Source organism: Goodfellowiella coeruleoviolacea, assembly GCF_024171785.1.
Classification (GTDB): Bacteria; Actinomycetota; Actinomycetes; order Mycobacteriales; family Pseudonocardiaceae; genus Goodfellowiella; species Goodfellowiella coeruleoviolacea.
Map to the genome: position 1 here is coordinate 50,513 of NZ_JAMTCK010000011.1, position 15,601 is coordinate 66,113.

The following is a 15,601-nucleotide window of genomic DNA, read 5'->3' on the forward strand; positions in this document are numbered from 1 at the left end:
GCGGACGGCTAGAAGAAACCGCCGATTCCGTTGCAGCCCGCGTCCGGGTCCAGGGTGCAGTAGAACGTGATGTAGTCGGCGACGAGGTCGTCGATGCTGGCGTAGCCGTCGCCGTCGGCGTCCATGCTGTCGAACGCGGCGTCGCGTTCCTCGTCGGTGAGTCCGTCGTCCTGGGTGACCCGGATGAAGTCGTCCTTGCTGACCCACCCGTCCCCGTCGGAGTCCATGTGGGACAGCAGGCACCGGATGCCGTCCTCGAAGATGAACCGGACCCGGTCGCGATCAGCGGACAACTCGATCAGCGCGGCCACGAACTGGTCCCGGTCCACCTGTCCCCGGCCGGCCCGGTCCAGTGCCTGCCACCAGCGTTCCACGCACGTGCGCAGTGGTCGCAGTTCCGGTGCGGTGTAGTCGCGGCCGGTGCGCTCGGCCTCGTGGCGGGCCACGACGCGCAGGTCGGTGAAGCGCACCACGCCGTCGCCGTCGTGGTCGAACAGGCTGAAGCCCTTGCCGAACTTCCGGGCCTGGTAGTCGCTGATGGCGGTCATGGCTGCTCCTTGTGGCGGTGCCCGTGCGGTACGAGGTTCTGCTCGGCCATGACCAGCAGGCTGTCGCTGATCGCGGCGACGATGTGGTCGATGTCCGCTTCGGTGTGCGCCGCGGACAGGTTCATCGTGGGCATGCCCGGCGTGTACACCCCGCGCAGCCGCAGGTGCAGGCTCAGCAGCTGCAGGGCGCGCGCCAGTTCCGGTGAACTCAGCTCCCGAACCCAGTCGTGGTAGCCGGCCGTGTCGGGCAGGGGCGCACCGAGCGCGAGGACGGTCACGTGCCGGGGATTTCCACGCAGGTGCACGGGGATACCGCTGCGGCGGGCGAAGTCCGCCAGGCGCTCCCGCAGCACGGCGTGGTGCCCGCTGATCCGGTCGACGATCTCCGGGTAGTTGTCCCGCAGGTGCCGCAGCTGTGCCAGTGCGGCGACCACGGCCAGGTGGTTGGCCTGGTTGGTGCTGGACAGCCAGGTCTTGCCGGCCGCGGCGTCCGCGAGCAGGCCGTCGGTCCGGGCGGTGTCGAGCAGGTCGGCCCGGCCGGCGACCGCGGTCAGCGGGATGCCGAGTCCGCTGGTGAGCTTGCCGAAGCACGCCATGTCCGCGGTGATGGACAGCGCCTCCTGGGCACCGCCAAGTGCCAGCCGGAAACCGGTGATCACCTCGTCGAAGATCAGGGGAATCCCGTGCTCGGCGGTGACCGCGCGCAGCGCGGCCAGGAACTCCCGCGCGGCCGCCGGCGCGTGTGTGCGGTACCGGGGCACCGGGTCGACCAGCACCCCGGCCAGATCGGCCGCGTGCCGGGTGATCAGCGTCAGCGCCGCCTCGTGGTCGAACGGCAGCACCAGCAGTTCCGCGTCGGAGAGCAGGCGCAGCCCGCTGCCGCTGGGTCGGGGCGCGAATCCGGTGACCGGGCCGGTGCCGACCGCCTCGGGCAGACCGGCGCTGTTGTACAGGCCGACCTCGTGCGAACCGTGGTAGCTGCCCTCGAACTTGGCGATCAACTGGCGGCCGGTGGCGGCGCGGGCCAGCCGCACGCTGGCGGCGATGGCCTCGCCCCCGGTGTGGAACAGCCCCACCCGGTCCGCGCCCGGCACGAGTTCCGCGACGAGTTCGGTCAACTCCACCTGTTCGGCCGAGAAGTAGCCGGCGCCCACTCCGCCGGCCAGCTTCTGCCGCACCGCCGCGACCACCGGCGGTGGGTTGTGCCCGAGGATCGCCGCCGAGTAGCTCAGGTGGCAGTCGATGTACTCGTTGCCGTCGATGTCGCGCAGGCGTGCGCCCTGGGCCCACTCGCAGCAGATCGGCAGCACGGGCGGGGAGAACGGCAGGTTCGCCGGCAGCGAGGTCGCCGCGCGGTGGGCGCGGTGACTGAGCCGCAGCGAGTTGGGTTGCCGTCGGGCCACGGACCGGACCAGTTCCCGCAGTGCGGCGTCCGCGCCGCACAGCGCGTCCAGGCTGGCCAGGTCCGGCGCTGTGGCCGTCGGGTCAGCAGTCAGGCTCATGGGGGCAGACCTCCCGCGGTCGTCGGGGTCGTGACTGTCCACTCGGCACGGCGCGGCCGGACGCGCGTCAGTGCCCGGGTGTCGTGGTTGTGGCCCGACCGGTGCAGACCGGTCGGCTCTCGTGGTGCTGGTCGTCGGTCAGCGCTGGCCGGCGAGGTCCACGGCGATGGGCACGGCCACCGGGCGCACGCTGTGCGGCTGCCCGGTCGTGGTGGGCGCCGCGGTGAAGCGCATGGTCGACCACCGTGGCCGGATCGCCCGCAGCACCTCCTCCATCGCGATCAGCGAGAGCGTCCGGCCCAGGCAGAAGTGCCGGCCGACGCTCCAGGTCAGCGGTGGGTGGGTGAACGCACGGGTGATGTCCAGGCGGTCGGCGCGCGGATAGATCGCGGGATCCTGGTTCCCGGCGATGATGTGCACGAAGACGAACTCACCGCGCCGCACCGGCACCCCGCAGAGTTCGGTGTCCTGCCGGGCGATGCGTTCGGTGGCGAACACCGTCGGCCGCAGCCGCGCGCACTCCAGCACCGCGCCGGTCACCAGGTCGTCGCGCTGCCGCACCAGCTCCCACTGCTCCGGGTGCTCGGTCAGGGCGGCGATCATCAGCGCGATCTGCGCCGCGACCATGTCGCTGCCGGCCCCGAGCATGGTGACCGCCAGCCGCAGCGATTCCTCCGGGCTGTGGTTCCCGCCGTTCTCCGCCCGCATCAGGTGGGACACCAGGTCGTGGCCGGGATCCGCGCGGCGCGTGCGGAACAGGGCGAGCAGGTAGCTGTCCACGCTGTCGCGGAAGGCCTGGTACGCCTCGGGTTCCTCGAAGCGCAGCACGGTGGAGAAGCCGACGGAGAAGCGGTGCACCAGGTCCGCGTCGGCGTCGGGCACGCCGAGCAGGCGGCAGAAGAACCGCGCGGCCACCGGAACGCCGATCTGCTGGACGGCCTCGCAGTCGCCCGGCGCTGGGATCGACTCGATCACCTCGGTGGCGATCCTGGCCGCGCTCAACCGCGTTCGGCGCAGCCTGGCCGGGGCGAAGAAGCCGGCGACACCAGCGCGCAGCCGGCTGTGCTCGGCGCCCTCCCTGCTGTTCAGCTCCTCGGCGACGAAGCCGACCACGTCCTGGTTGGACACACCGAGAACAGCCGCGAGTTCCGGCATGCACGGGGTGAGGCTGGTGTTGGCGAACGCCTCCTGGCACGCCCGGTAGCCGAGCACCTCAAGGCCCCGCTCGCTGCGGGCGATCGGTGTGCCCTCGGGCAGCGCCGCCAACATCCGGCTCGTGTCGAAGGCGTGGTCCGCCGACATCACATCGAGGGTCGGCAGCTCGCGTTCCACCATCACACCTGCCCTGACGCCGAGGATGACGCCCATCCCGGCTCGATTTCCGACGTGTCCCGATGTTCCTGGTCGCGCTGGCACCGCGGATCGTCGTGCTTGGCTCGACCACCGCGGACGCACCCGTCAGTGATCGTTTGACTGTCGGCGGTAATCGTCGTGGGGTCGGGCGGCGACGGGCAAGAGACGCCGTTGCCTATCACTCGGCAGAGCCACCGAACTGGTGACGCTGGCGGGCCGGCACGGGGTCGCCGCGAGCACTGCGTAGCGCAGTGTGTGCGCCACCCGGTGGCACACACCCGGATGTCGCATCGGCTTCCACCGGCCCCGTTCCCGCCGGCCCGGTTCACCCCGTCAGCCGTTGTCCCGGGGCGCGGCTCGGGCGGCTCGGCTCAGTGTTTCGGGGGTGCCACGCTGCGCCGCTCGACCAGCGTCGGGCTGATGGTCCGCCTCGGCTCGGCTGCCTCCTCGGCGAGCTGCGCCAGCAGCAGGCCGAGGGTTTCCGTGGCCACCGCGTCGAAGTCGGGGCGGATGGTGGTCAGCGGCGGGATGAAGTACGCGGCCTCGGGAACGTCGTCGAAGCCGACGATGCTGATGTCCCCGGGAACCGACCGGCCGCGCTCGCTCAACGCCCGCAGGATGCCGAGGGCCAGGTGGTCGTTGGCCGCGAACACCGCCGTCACCTCGGGCATCCTGGCCAGCATCTGGCCCGCCCGGTAGCCCTCGGCGGCGCTCCAGTCGGCGGCCAGCAGGGGCGGCACCTCCCGGCCCGCCGCCTCCAGCGCCCGCTGCCAGCCGCGCACCCGGCCGGCCGCGTCAAACCACTCCGCCGGCCCGGAGACGTGCCAGACCGTGGCGTGCCCGGCGTCGAGCAGGTGCGCGGTGGCGGCGAACGCGCCCGCCTCCTGGTCGACGGTGACCAGCGGGGTGGCCCGCCCGGGGTCGCCGTCGACGGTGACCAGCGGGACCCCCGCGGGCACCTCGGCGAGTGCCTCGCTGGCCGACTCGGTCGGCGCGATGACCACGATGCCCGCGACCCGCTGGTCCCGGTGGTGCTCGATCGCGGCGGCGATCGAGGCGCGGTCGAGCACCCGCACCCGCCGCACGCTGACCAGGAACCCCGCCGCGCCGGCCGCCAGTTCGAAGGCGGCCAGCAGCGAGGCCGGACCGTAGAGGGTCGAACTCTGCGCCACCACGCCGATGAACTGGGTCCGGCCGGTCACCAGGGCGCGGGCCGCGCCGTTGGGCCGGTACCCCAGTTCCTCGACGGCGGCCCGGACCCGCAGCCGGGTCTGCTCGCGGACGTTCGGGTGTCCATTGAGGACACGTGACACGGTCTGGTGGGACACGCCGGCGAGCCGGGCCACATCGGTCATCGCCGGGGCGCGCACGGCCTGCCTGGACACCGGCCGCCCGGCCACCGCCTCGTCCACGGGCGAACCTCGTCTCTGCTCGCTCCAACCACCTGACACGGTCAAGGGTAATGGCCGAGGCACCGGCCGCCGCCGGGATCACCCGCTCTCAGCTCACTCGGCCGGCTGTCCCGGTGCGCCTGATCCGCGGGACTGGTCGAGGTAGTGCCGCAGCGCGCGTTCGACCCGCTCGGTGTCGTTGGTGGCCAGCGCGTCCAGCAGCAGGCCGCGCAGCACGGCCAGGGTGAGCGTGGACCGGACGCGGTCGTCCGGCTCCTCGTCGTTCATCGGTCCCAGGATGTCCAGCCACTGGTACACGCTGGCCGAGGCGAAGTCACCGTAGGGGCAGGCGCCCTGCAGCGAGTGCAGGTAGATCTCGAAGAACAGCCGCATCAGGCCGGCGCGGCCCGGGTCGGCCAACCAGGACCGCCACAGCCGCCACATCGCCTCGTCCGGGTCGTCGGTCGCGTCGAGCGCGCCGTTGAGCAGGTCGAGCTGCCGCTGCCTGCAGACCCCGAAGACCTCGGTGAGCAGCCCCTCCTTGGAACCGAACAGGTACAGCAGCACGCGCGGGCTGCTGCCGATGGCGGCCGCGAGGGTGCGCAGTGACACGCTGGCCGAGCCGTGCTCGGAGACGTAGGCAACTGTGCGTTCCAACAGGGTCCGACGTCTGGGTGAACCTTCCGGAACGGGCTTATCGGGGGTGTTGTCGGCCACATCCCGATGCTAGCTTGCCCACTGAAACAGACGTTTCAGTGGAGGAAGCTGACGCTGATGGAGAGTCCTCGGTTGGCTCCGCGCACCACGGTCTCCACCGAAATCGACCAGGCCGTCACGGATCTGTGGCCGCGACTGGTGGACTGGCGCCGCCATCTGCACCGGCACCCGGAGTTGTCCTTCCGGGAGCGGGAGACCGCCCGCTACATCGGCGATCACCTGTCCGCGCTGGGGCTCGACGTGGCGTTCCCCGTGCCCACCGCGGTGGTGGGCCGGCTGCGCACCGGTCGGCCCGGCCCGACCTTGGCGCTGCGCGCCGACATCGACGCGATCGCGGTGACCGAGGACAGCGGGCTGGACTACGCCTCGGTGAACCCCGGCGTGATGCACGCCTGTGGGCACGACGGGCACGTGGCCGTGCTGCTCGGCGTGGCGTCGGTGTTGCACCGGCTGCGCGACCTGCTGCGCGGGGAGATCCGGCTGATCTTCCAGCACGGCGAGGAGCAGGTCCCCTCCGGTGCTCCCGAACTGGTCGAGGCGGGGGTGCTGGACGGCGTGCAGGCGATCATCGGCCAACACCTGTGGGCGCCGCTGGAGGTGGGCCGGGTCTGCGTCCGGCCCGGCCCGCTCATGGCCAGCACCGACTACTTCGAGGTGCTGGTGCACGGCAAGGGCGGGCACGCCGGCCTGCCCCACCAGACCGTGGACCCGCTGGCGGTCGCGGCGCAGGTGGTGACCAGCCTCAACCACCTCGTGGCGCGCGAGACCGACCCGCAGGACTCCCTGGTCGTGTCGGTGACCCGGTTCCACGCCGGCGAGACCATCAACGTCATCGCCGACCGGGCGGCGCTCGGCGGCACCATCCGGGCCCTGGACGAGCGGGTCAGGCAGGCCGCGCCCGGGCGGATCGAGCGGGTCGTGCACGGGGTCGCCGAGGCCTTCGGCGCGCGGGCCGAGGTGAGCTTCCGGTTCGGTCCGCCCGCCGTGGACAACGACCGCGCACTGGTCGACAGCGTGGCCGAGGCGGTGCGCCGCCAACTCGGCGAGGACGCGCTGACCCACTACACACCGGTCATGGGGGGTGACGACTTCTCGTTCTACCAACAGCACGTGCCCGGGGTCTACCTGCTGGTCGGCGCGGGCGTGCCCGGTGCGGACAACCCGCCGCACCACCACCCCGCCTTCCGGCTGGACGAGCGGGCGCTGGCGCACGCCGCTCGGGTGCTGGCCGACGCCGCGGCGTGGTTCTGCGACCGGGAACGGGGCGCCGACGACGGGTGAGGCGGCCCGGGCCCCCGCCCGTCCAGAAGCGCTGACACCGCTACCCGCGCACGAGTTCGAGCACGACGAGCAGCACCGCAGTACCCACGTGCGGGGCGCGTCGGACCGAGGTTGGCAGCCTGCCGGGACGACGCGTGCCCACTCGCTTCAACGCGCTCACCCGGTGAGCCCGAGGAGATATCTGATCATGGCCGTTTCAACGCAGAGACGCTCGCCCACACCGCCGTCCGAGGCGCACCCCGAACCGCTGTGGCCGATCCGGAGCCTCGGCCGGGGCAGCGCCATCGGCCACCACGGCGAACTCCTCCAGGGTGCCTTCGACGACGGCAGCGGACAGCCGCACCCGGCCCTGGTGACCCTGCCGCTGCCCACCCTGGTCACCACCGCCGAGTTCCGCCCGTTCCCGCACCCGTCCACCGAGCCGCCCACGGTCACCGTCAGTCCACAGTGGAAGACCAAGGCCCGTGCCGCGGCGGAACTGCTGTTACGGGAACACGTGCCGCAGTCCGCCGGCGGCGAGCTGGTGATCCACGACGCGGGCACACCCCCGGGTGTCGGACTGGGTACGTCCACATGCGACGTGACAGCCGCACTGCGCGCCACCGCCGACTGCTACCGACTCGACCTGCCGGTCGAGCGGCTGGCCACGCTGGCGGTGCGGGCGGAGGGCGCGTCCGACTCGGTCATGCTGGAGAACCGGGCGGTGCTGTTCGGCCAGCGCTCCGGGCGCGTGCTGGAGGACTTCGACCGGGCCCTGCCGGAGATGATCCTGGTCGGGTGCGACACCGATCCCACGCACACCGGCGTGGACACCCTGTCGCTGCGACCGCCGGACTACACCGCGGAGGAGATCGGCCGGTTCCGGGTGCTGCTCGGGGTGCTGCGCCACGCCCTGGACACCGGCTCGGTGCCGCTGCTGGCCCGGGTCGCTGAGGCCAGCGCGCTGATCAACCAGCGCCGGTTGCCCACCCGAGGGCTGGACGTCCTGCGGGAGGTCGCCGCCCGGACCGGCGGTCTGGGCGTCCAGGTCTCGCACAGCGGCACGGTGGCCTCGATCATCTTCGACCCGGCGACGCCCGGTGTCGCCGAGCACGTCGAGCGCTGCGCCCGGCTGCTCGACGAACGCGGCTTCGGCCCGGCGCGCGTGCTGCGCGTCACCACCGAGGAGGTGGCCCGGTGAACCGGCGCGCCGCCCTGGCCGACGCGGTCGAGGCGTACCGCCTCCCCCGGCTGGTCCGGCTGACCGGCAACACCTACGCGGCGGTGTTCTCCCTGATGAAGCTGTTGCCGGCCGACCACATCCTGCGTGCCGCCACGCTGCGCGGCGACGTGCGCCCGGACACCACGATCGTCGAGACCACCTCGGGCACCTTCGGGCTCGGGCTGGCCATGCGCACCGCGCTGACCGGCAACCCGCTGGTCCTGGTCAGCGACCCGGTGATCGACGACCGGCTGCGGGAGCGCCTGGAACTGCTCGGCGCGCGGGTCGACATCGTGCGCGACCCCTCCCCGGTCGGCGGCTACCAGGCCGCCCGCCTGGACCGGGTCGCCCAGGTGCGGGCCGAGATCGCCGACACGTTCTGCCCGAACCAGTACAGCAACCCGGACAACCCGCTGGCCTACGCGCTGGCCGCGGAGGCCGTCGCCGAAGCGGTCGGGCAGGTGGACTGCCTGGTCGGGCCGGTCGGCTCGGGCGGGTCGATGTGCGGCACGGCCAACAACCTGCGCACCGCCTTCCCCGAGATGCGCGCGATCGGCGTGGACACCCACCTGAGCGTCCTGTTCGGACAGCCGGACGGCCATCGGCGGTTGCGGGGCCTGGGCAACAGCCTGATGCCGGCCAACCTCGACCACCGGACCTTCGACGAGGTGCACTGGGTCGGCGCGGCCGAGGCCTACCAGGCCACCCGGGAGCTGTTCCGCCGGCACGCGCTGTTCACCGGGCCCACCAGTGGCGCCGCCTACCTGGTCGGCCGCTGGTTCGCCGAGCGCAATCCCGACGCCACCACGGTGATCATGTGCCCGGACGACGGCTACCGCTACCAGGACACCGTCTACCACGCCGGCTGGTTGGCCGAGAACCACCTGCTGGACCGCGGCGAGCGGGAACCCACCCCGGTGGCCGACCCGACCAGGGGCACCTCGGGCTGGGCCTTCCTGCCCTGGCAACGCCGCAGCCTCGACGAGGTGCTGCGCAACGAGCCCGCGCCCGTGTCCGCGGAGCTGAGGGGAGGACGCCGCACATGGCGGTGAACACCGGCCGGGTGACCCGGACGCTCACGCCCACCGCGCGGCAGATCGTGTTCGGGGACAACGCCGACCACGACATCGACGCGGAACTGGGGCCGATGACCGAGATCGACCTGGCCCACCTGGTCATGCTGGCCGAGTGCGAACTGGTGCCCCGGTCCCGGGTGGCCGCGCTGCTCAAGTTGATCCAACGGCTGCGGGAGGCCGACTTCGCGCCGCTGCGCGGTCGGGTCGCTCCCCGCGGCCTGTTCCTGATGTACGAGGACCACCTCATCGAGGTCCTGGGTGACCAGATCGGCGGCAGCCTGCACACCGGCCGGTCCCGCAACGACCTCAAGGCCACGGTGTTGCAGCTGCGCCTGCGCGAGCAGGTGCGCGGCCTGTTCGAGGACGCCGTTCGGCTGCAGGTGATCCTGCTGCGCCGGGCACGTCGGTACGCCGACGTGGTGATGCCGGTCTACACCCACTTCCAGCCGGCTGTCCCGGTCACCTACGGGCACTACCTGCTCGGGGTGGCCACCGCGCTGGACCGGGACATCGCCGCGCTGCGGCAGGCCGCCGACGGGTTGCGGTGCTGTCCGATGGGCGCCTGCGGGGTGGGCGGCACCGACCTGCCCATCGACCCCGCCCGCGTGGCCCACCTGCTCGGCTTCGAGCACACCGCCACCAACAGCATCGACGGGGTCGCCTCGCGGGACGTGCCGCTGCGGGTGCTGTTCGCCGCCACGTCGCTGGCGTTGACCACCGGGCGGTTCGCCACCGACGCCCAGCTGTGGAGCACCCAGGAGTTCGGCCTGCTCGACTTCCCCGACCACCTGGTCGGCACCAGCTCGATCATGCCGCAGAAGCGCAACGCGTTCCTGCTCGAACACATCAAGGCCAAGCCGGCCGTGGTCGCCGCCAGTGCCCAGACGCTGGTCATGGCCAGCAAGGGCGTGCCGTTCACCAACTCGATCGAGATCGGCACCGAGGGGGTCTCGGGGATCTGGGACGGGCTGCGCGCCACCCGGGACGCGGTCGTGCTCACCCGGCTGATGGCCGCCGACGCCGTGCCCCGTCCCGACCGGATGGCCGACCGCGCGGCCGAGGGGTGGACCACCGCCACCGCACTGGCCAACCGCCTGGTCCGGGACGGCGTCCCGTTCCGCCAGGCCCACCACCAGGTCGGCGCCCTGGTCCGCCAGTGCCTGGCCGAGGCGGACAGCACCGCCCCGGCCAACGGCAACGGCAACGGCCAGCGCGGCGTGCTGGTCGGCGGTGCCCGCACCGAGGTGCCCAGTCCGGCGCAGGTGGTGGCGGACACCGTCCACGGCGGGGGCCCCGGCGGCAGCTCCGTGGCCGACCAGTTCGAGCGGCTGCGGGGTCGGCTGGCCGAGCACGTCGCGGCCGACCGCGCCTGGGGCGAACTACTGCGCTCCCGACGCAGGGAACTGGTGGAGACGGTCGCGCGGGGCATCCGGAGGTGGCGGGATTGAGCGGGACCGACGTGCGCACCGCGGGCGCGCCCTGGCTGGTGCTGGTGGAGAGCAACACCACCGGCACCGGCCTGCTGTTCGCCACCACCGGGCGGGCCCTGGGCCTGCGGCCGGTGCTGCTGGCCGCCGACCCGGCGCGCTACCCCTACGCGGACGGCATCGGGCTGGAGGTGGTGCGCACCGACACCGGTGACGCCGAGGCACTGCGGGAGAGCTGCGCCCGGCTGGCCGAGCGCGCTCCCGTCGGCGCGGTCACCTCCAGCAGCGAGTACTTCATCGCCGCCGCCGCGGCCCTCGCCGCCGAGCTGGGGCTGCCGGGGCCGGACGCCGAGGCGGTCCGGCGCTGCCGGGACAAGGCGGTGCAGCGCCGGGTCCTGTCCGTGCTGCCCGCCAGCCCCGACCACGTCGAGTGCGCCACCCCGGACCAGGCCGCCGAAGCGGCCCGACGGCTGGGCGGCACGGTGGTGGTCAAGCCGTGCCAGGGCTCGGGCTCGGAGGGGGTGCGCGCCTGCGAGGGACCGGAGCAGGCCCGGTCGTGGGCGGAGCGGCTGCTCAGCACCCGGCACAACGAACGCGGCATGCCCGTCGAACCCCGTGTCCTGGTCGAGCAGGCCCTGACCGGGCCGGAGTACTCCGTGGAGCTGCTCGGTGGCGAGGTCTACGCGATCGTGGCCAAGCACCTGGGGGCGCCGCCGTTCTTCGTGGAGGTCGGCCACGACTGCCCGGCGCGGCTGCCCGAGGAACAGGCCCGGGGGATCGCCGACACCGCGCGGGAAGCCGTGCGCCTGCTGGGCCTGACCTGGGGGCCGGCCCACGTGGAAGTGCGCCACACCGCCCGGGGACCGGCCGTCGTCGAGGTCAACCCCCGGCTGGCCGGCGGCATGATCCCGCACCTCGTCCGGCTCGCCACCGGCCGGGACCTGATCGCGGCCGTGCTCGGCGCCGCGCTCGGCCGGCGTCCCCGCCTGGCCGAGGGGGCCGGACACCACGCCGCCATCCGGTTCGTCACCGTGCCCGGCGACGGCACGCTCAGCGCCGTCACCGGGCTGGACCGGGCCAGGGCCGTGCCGGGCGTGGTGGACGTGCGGTGCACCGCCACCCCGGGGCAGCGGCTCACCGTGCACCACTCGTTCCGTGACCGGGTCGGCCACGTCATCGCGGTCGGCGAGACCGAACGGGACGCGGTGACCGCGGCCGAGACGGCGGTCGCCGGCATCGAACTGACCATCGCGCCGCCGTCCGCGCCCCTGGTGCCGGCGGCGGACCGGACCTCATCGGGGGGTGCGGCATGAATCCCCTGCGCGTCGCGATCCTGCGCGCGGACGACCACCACCACCGCTACCTGGAGTCCCTGCTGCGCGGCCGGTTCGACGTGGTCTTCACCGCGGTCGAGCCGGGCGCGGCCAAGGTCAGGCGACTGCTGCGGCGGCGCCGCTACCGCGACTACGCCTATTACAAGTACCACGAGTACCGCCGGCTGCTGACCGGCAAGGACCGCTACCGCCGCGAGTACTTCCGGCACGACCCTCCACTGTGGTCACTGGCGCGCGATGCCGTGGTGGTGGAGTCGATCAACGCGCGCGAGGTCGCCGAGGGGCTGGCCACGGCCCGACCCGACGTCACGGTGGTGATCGGGTGCTCCATCCTGCGCCGGCGCGTGCTCGCCGCGGCCGGGCCGCGGATCGTCAACGTGCACGGCGGCCACCTGCCCGACTACCGGGGCAACCACTGCGTGTTCTTCGCGCTGTACAACGGCGAACCGGACAAGGTGGGGGTGTCCATCCACCACGTCAGCCAGGGCGTGGACACCGGACCGCTGATCGAGGTGGTCCGCCCGCCCGTGCACGGCGGTGAGACCGCCGAACACCTCTACTGCCGCGCCGAGAAACTGGCCCTCACCCGGCTGGTGGCATTGCTCGAACGGGTGGAGCAGGGCGAGGACCTACCCGCCCACCCGCAGGAGGACCGCGGCCGCACCTACCGGACTCGGGATCGGGGCCCCGGGCACGACCTGCGGATGTGGTTGCGGCGGTTCACCGCACCGGCCCGCACCCGCCCGGCCGCCACCAGGACCAGCTCCCGATGAACCGGCCACGCACCCCCCGGTCCGTTGTGGACACCGCGCACCCGGCCTCCCCCAACCACACCGCGGGCTTCCTCGCCGGCGCCGGCGCCTACACCGCGTGGGGTCTGCTGACCCTGTACTGGCCGCTGCTGGAACCGGCCGGCGCGGTCGAGATCCTGGCGCACCGCATCCTCTGGTCGCTGGTGTTCGTCCTGGCCGTGCTGGCGCTGCGCCGGCGCTGGCGGTGGCTGGTGGGCCTGTGGCGCCAGCCCCGCGTCCTGCTCATGCTGATGGCCGCCGGCTGCTTCGTGGGCCTGAACTGGGGCTGCTACGTCTGGGCGGTCAACAACGGCCACGTGATCGAGGCGTCCCTGGGCTACTACATCAACCCGTTGTTCAGCGCCCTGCTCGGCCTGCTCGTGCTGCGCGAGTCACTGGGGGCGGCCCAGCGGGTGGCGCTCGTGCTGGCCGGCATCGGGGTGGCCTGGCTGGTCGTGCTCTCCGACCGCGCGCCGTGGATCGCGCTCGCGCTCGCCGCCTCCTTCGGGCTGTACGGGCTGGTGAAGAAGCGCGCCAACACCGGTGTGCTGGAGAGCCTGGCGGTGGAGAGCGCCACGCTGGCCGGGCCCGCCCTGGTGTTCCTCGCCATCACCGGCGCGTCCGGGAACAACCACTTCGGCCCCGACCCGGTCCAGGACCTGCTGCTGGTCAGCACCGGCCTGGCCACCACCGTCCCGCTGATGCTGTTCGGCCACGCGGTCAACCGCGTCCCCCTCACCACGGTGGGCATGTTGCAGTTCCTCACCCCCACGATCCAGTTCCTCATCGGCCTGTTCGGCTTTCACGAGAACCTCGGCTCTACCGGCCTGGGCCCCTACTGCCTGGTGTGGGCGGGCGTGCTGGTGTTCGTCGTGGGGGACGTGCGCGCCAGGCGCCGCCGGACGCAGGGCCCCGGTCCGCAGCGGGAGTTGCCATGAGCCAGTCCACAGCAGGCCAGTCGGCCGCGACCAACCAGCCGGTGTGCCCAGCCCAGCCGCGGCGGCGGGGACTGGTCGCCAGCGGCCTGGGCAACGCGCTGGAGTGGTACGACTGGAACGTCTACGCGGTGTTCTCCTCGGTGTTCGCCGCGAGCTTCTTCCCCCACACCTCCCAGGCCGCGGGACTGCTCCAGGCGCTGGCCATCTTCGCGGTGGGGTTCTTCTTCCGGCCGCTGGGCGGTCTGCTGCTGTCCGCGGTGGCCGACCGGTTCGGCCGCCGCGCCGGCATGGTCCTCACCGTGGGCCTGATGGCCTGCGGGTCGCTGCTCATCGCCGGCTGCCCGACCTACGAGCAGATCGGCTTCGCCGCACCGGCCCTGCTGCTGCTCGCCCGGATCGCGCAGGGGCTGTCCACGGGTGGCGAGCTGGCCACCACATCGTCCTACCTGGCCGAGCTGGCGCCACCGCACCGGCGCGGGCTGTTCTCCTCGGCGCTGTACGTCAGCGACATCCTGGGCACCATGGCCGCAGTGGCCACCTCGCTCGCGCTGCGGTCGTGGCTGTCGGCCGAGCAGCTCGCCCAGTGGGGCTGGCGGATTCCGTTCGCGCTCGGCGCCGTGGCCGGGGTCGTCACCTTCCTCATCCGCCGGGCGGTGACCGAGACCTCGGCGTTCACCGAGGTCGGCGGCGCGGCTCGGCGGACCCCGTTGCTGGCCGGGGTGCGCCGGCACCCCCGGGCCTCGCTCCAGGTGTTCGGCATGACCGTCGGCGCCACGGTGTGGTTCTACCTGTTCGCCGTGTACCTGCCCAGCTACGCCAAGACCGCCAACCCCGGGGCGGCGCGCGCTATCGACCTGGCCTCGCTCGGGGCGCAGGCGTTGTTCTGCGTGGTGCTCCCGGTGTTCGGCTGGGCCTCGGACCGGTGGGGCCGCCGGCTGTGGATGCTGGTGTTCTGCGGGTTGGGCGCGCTGACGGCCGTGCCGCTGTTCCTCGTGCTGACCCCGAGCGCGGTCAGCCTGTTCCTGGTGCAGGCGCTCGCACTGCTGGTGTTCGCGTTCTACGGGTCGATCGCCCCGACGTTGATGTCGGAGATGTTTCCCACCGACGTGCGCTCGGCGGGCATGGGCTTTCCCTACGCGATGGCGGTCGCGCTGTTCGGCGGCACCGCCCCGTACCTGTTGGAGTGGCTGACCGAGGTGGGCCAGCGCGACCTGTTCGCGTGGTACCTGGCCGCGCTGTGCCTGGTCTCGCTGCTCACCAGCCTGACCCTGGTGGACCGCCGCGCCCAGGACCTCCGCGACGTGCGCTGACCGCCTCGCCCGGCCGCGCTGCGCGGTGTGGGCTCGGCCAGGGGAGTCGTCACGCGCGATGAGCCGGTGGACGAGACGCCAGCTACCCGCGGTGGGCGACCGGCACCAACGACCTGTGGGGCGGCACGGTCAGCACCGACGCCATCCTGGCCGCGTACTCGAAGCTGGTCGACCGGATGCGGGCGAGCAACCCCGGCATGAAGATCCTCGTCGCGCGGATCATCCCGGTGGAGCCGAGCGGCTGCGCGGCGTGTCCGCAGCGGGTGGTGGCGCTGAACAAGGCGATCCCGGGCTGGGCCGCCGGGAAGAGCACGGCCCAGTCGCCGATCACCGTGCTGGACCAGTGGACGGGTTTCACCGCGGCCACGGACACCAACGCCGGGGTGTGACCCGGCGACTCCGGTTTCCAGAAGATGGCCGACCGCTGGTATCCCGCCGTGGCAGCGGCCCCCGGCGACGGGCAGCGGATCAGCCAGGCCTGGAACGCCGCGGTCACGCAGAGCGGAATGGTGGCGATGGCGCGGAACCTGACCTGGAACGGCGCCCTGCCGCCCGGTGGGTCAGCCAGTTTCGGCTTCCAGGCGAGTTGGACCGGCGCCAACGTTCTCCCCGCGGTCAGCTGCGCGCTCGGCTGACCGCGCTGGCCGGCATCGGGCGGGTCCAGCCGACCGGCGGCCGGCCCAGCACGCCAGCATCGGCACGGGCACCACCGGCCACGTCGGGCTCACCAAT

The 15,601-nt window shown here is 72.9% G+C and carries 15 protein-coding genes; 10 read left to right on the plus strand and 5 right to left on the minus strand.

The genetic code is table 11. The features are described from left to right. Nucleotides 1-8: 8 nt before the first annotated feature. From LX83_RS23080 to LX83_RS23100, 5 genes are all read right to left on the minus strand, one after another. Nucleotides 9-548, minus strand: a complete 540-nt coding sequence (locus tag LX83_RS23080) for an EF-hand domain-containing protein (RefSeq protein ID WP_253774807.1) — start codon at nucleotides 546-548, stop codon at nucleotides 9-11. Beyond that, on the minus strand, nucleotides 545-2,050 hold the full coding sequence (locus LX83_RS23085) for an aminotransferase class III-fold pyridoxal phosphate-dependent enzyme (RefSeq protein WP_253774809.1): 1,506 nt from the start codon (nucleotides 2,048-2,050) through the stop codon (nucleotides 545-547). Before LX83_RS23085 ends, LX83_RS23080 begins: the two co-directional genes overlap by 4 nt. Nucleotides 2,051-2,188: 138 nt before the next feature. Next, complete coding sequence (locus LX83_RS23090; RefSeq protein ID WP_253774811.1) at nucleotides 2,189-3,382, minus strand: cytochrome P450; 1,194 nt, start codon at nucleotides 3,380-3,382, stop codon at nucleotides 2,189-2,191. Between the two features lie 392 nt (nucleotides 3,383-3,774). After that, nucleotides 3,775-4,758 carry a LacI family DNA-binding transcriptional regulator gene (locus LX83_RS23095; RefSeq protein WP_301328774.1) on the minus strand — a complete coding sequence of 328 codons (984 nt, stop codon included), beginning with the start codon at nucleotides 4,756-4,758 and terminating at the stop codon, nucleotides 3,775-3,777. Nucleotides 4,759-4,908: 150 nt separating this feature from the next. Next, the gene (locus LX83_RS23100) at nucleotides 4,909-5,451 is read right to left on the minus strand and encodes a TetR/AcrR family transcriptional regulator (RefSeq protein ID WP_253774815.1); all 543 of its coding nucleotides are present in this window, start codon (nucleotides 5,449-5,451) and stop codon (nucleotides 4,909-4,911) included. A gap of 117 nt (nucleotides 5,452-5,568) precedes the next feature. Here LX83_RS23100 and LX83_RS23105 point away from each other — a divergent pair, with 117 nt between their 5' ends. The 10 genes from LX83_RS23105 (at nucleotide 5,569) to LX83_RS23150 (ending at nucleotide 15,504) form a co-directional block, all read left to right on the plus strand. Next, the gene (locus tag LX83_RS23105; protein ID WP_253774817.1) at nucleotides 5,569-6,792 is read left to right on the plus strand and encodes a M20 metallopeptidase family protein; all 1,224 of its coding nucleotides are present in this window, start codon (nucleotides 5,569-5,571) and stop codon (nucleotides 6,790-6,792) included. A gap of 187 nt (nucleotides 6,793-6,979) precedes the next feature. Continuing rightward, entirely contained in the window at nucleotides 6,980-7,972 is a 993-nt protein-coding gene (locus LX83_RS23110; protein WP_253774819.1) for a GHMP family kinase ATP-binding protein, read from the plus strand. Next, a complete protein-coding gene (locus LX83_RS23115; RefSeq protein WP_253774821.1) occupies nucleotides 7,969-9,045 on the plus strand; it encodes a pyridoxal-phosphate dependent enzyme in 1,077 nt (358 codons plus the stop codon). Before LX83_RS23110 ends, LX83_RS23115 begins: the two co-directional genes overlap by 4 nt. Further along, the gene (gene argH, locus LX83_RS23120) at nucleotides 9,036-10,517 is read left to right on the plus strand and encodes an argininosuccinate lyase (protein WP_253774823.1); all 1,482 of its coding nucleotides are present in this window, start codon (nucleotides 9,036-9,038) and stop codon (nucleotides 10,515-10,517) included. Before LX83_RS23115 ends, argH begins: the two co-directional genes overlap by 10 nt. Then, the gene (locus tag LX83_RS23125) at nucleotides 10,514-11,809 is read left to right on the plus strand and encodes an ATP-grasp domain-containing protein (RefSeq protein ID WP_253774825.1); all 1,296 of its coding nucleotides are present in this window, start codon (nucleotides 10,514-10,516) and stop codon (nucleotides 11,807-11,809) included. The genes argH and LX83_RS23125 overlap by 4 nt, the downstream gene beginning before the upstream one ends. Continuing rightward, on the plus strand, nucleotides 11,806-12,603 hold the full coding sequence (locus LX83_RS23130; protein WP_253774827.1) for a formyl transferase: 798 nt from the start codon (nucleotides 11,806-11,808) through the stop codon (nucleotides 12,601-12,603). The genes LX83_RS23125 and LX83_RS23130 overlap by 4 nt, the downstream gene beginning before the upstream one ends. Next, complete coding sequence (gene rarD / locus LX83_RS23135) at nucleotides 12,600-13,559, plus strand: EamA family transporter RarD (RefSeq protein ID WP_253774829.1); 960 nt, start codon at nucleotides 12,600-12,602, stop codon at nucleotides 13,557-13,559. Before LX83_RS23130 ends, rarD begins: the two co-directional genes overlap by 4 nt. Next, nucleotides 13,556-14,869: an MFS transporter gene (locus LX83_RS23140; protein WP_253774831.1), complete on the plus strand. Its 1,314-nt coding sequence runs from the start codon at nucleotides 13,556-13,558 to the stop codon at nucleotides 14,867-14,869. The genes rarD and LX83_RS23140 overlap by 4 nt, the downstream gene beginning before the upstream one ends. 146 nt (nucleotides 14,870-15,015) lie before the next feature. Continuing rightward, complete coding sequence (locus LX83_RS23145) at nucleotides 15,016-15,258, plus strand: SGNH/GDSL hydrolase family protein (RefSeq protein ID WP_407649648.1); 243 nt, start codon at nucleotides 15,016-15,018, stop codon at nucleotides 15,256-15,258. 48 nt (nucleotides 15,259-15,306) lie between these two features. Next, nucleotides 15,307-15,504, plus strand: coding sequence for a cellulose binding domain-containing protein (locus LX83_RS23150; protein ID WP_253774835.1), 198 nt, complete (start codon nucleotides 15,307-15,309; stop codon nucleotides 15,502-15,504). Nucleotides 15,505-15,601 lie beyond the last annotated feature (97 nt).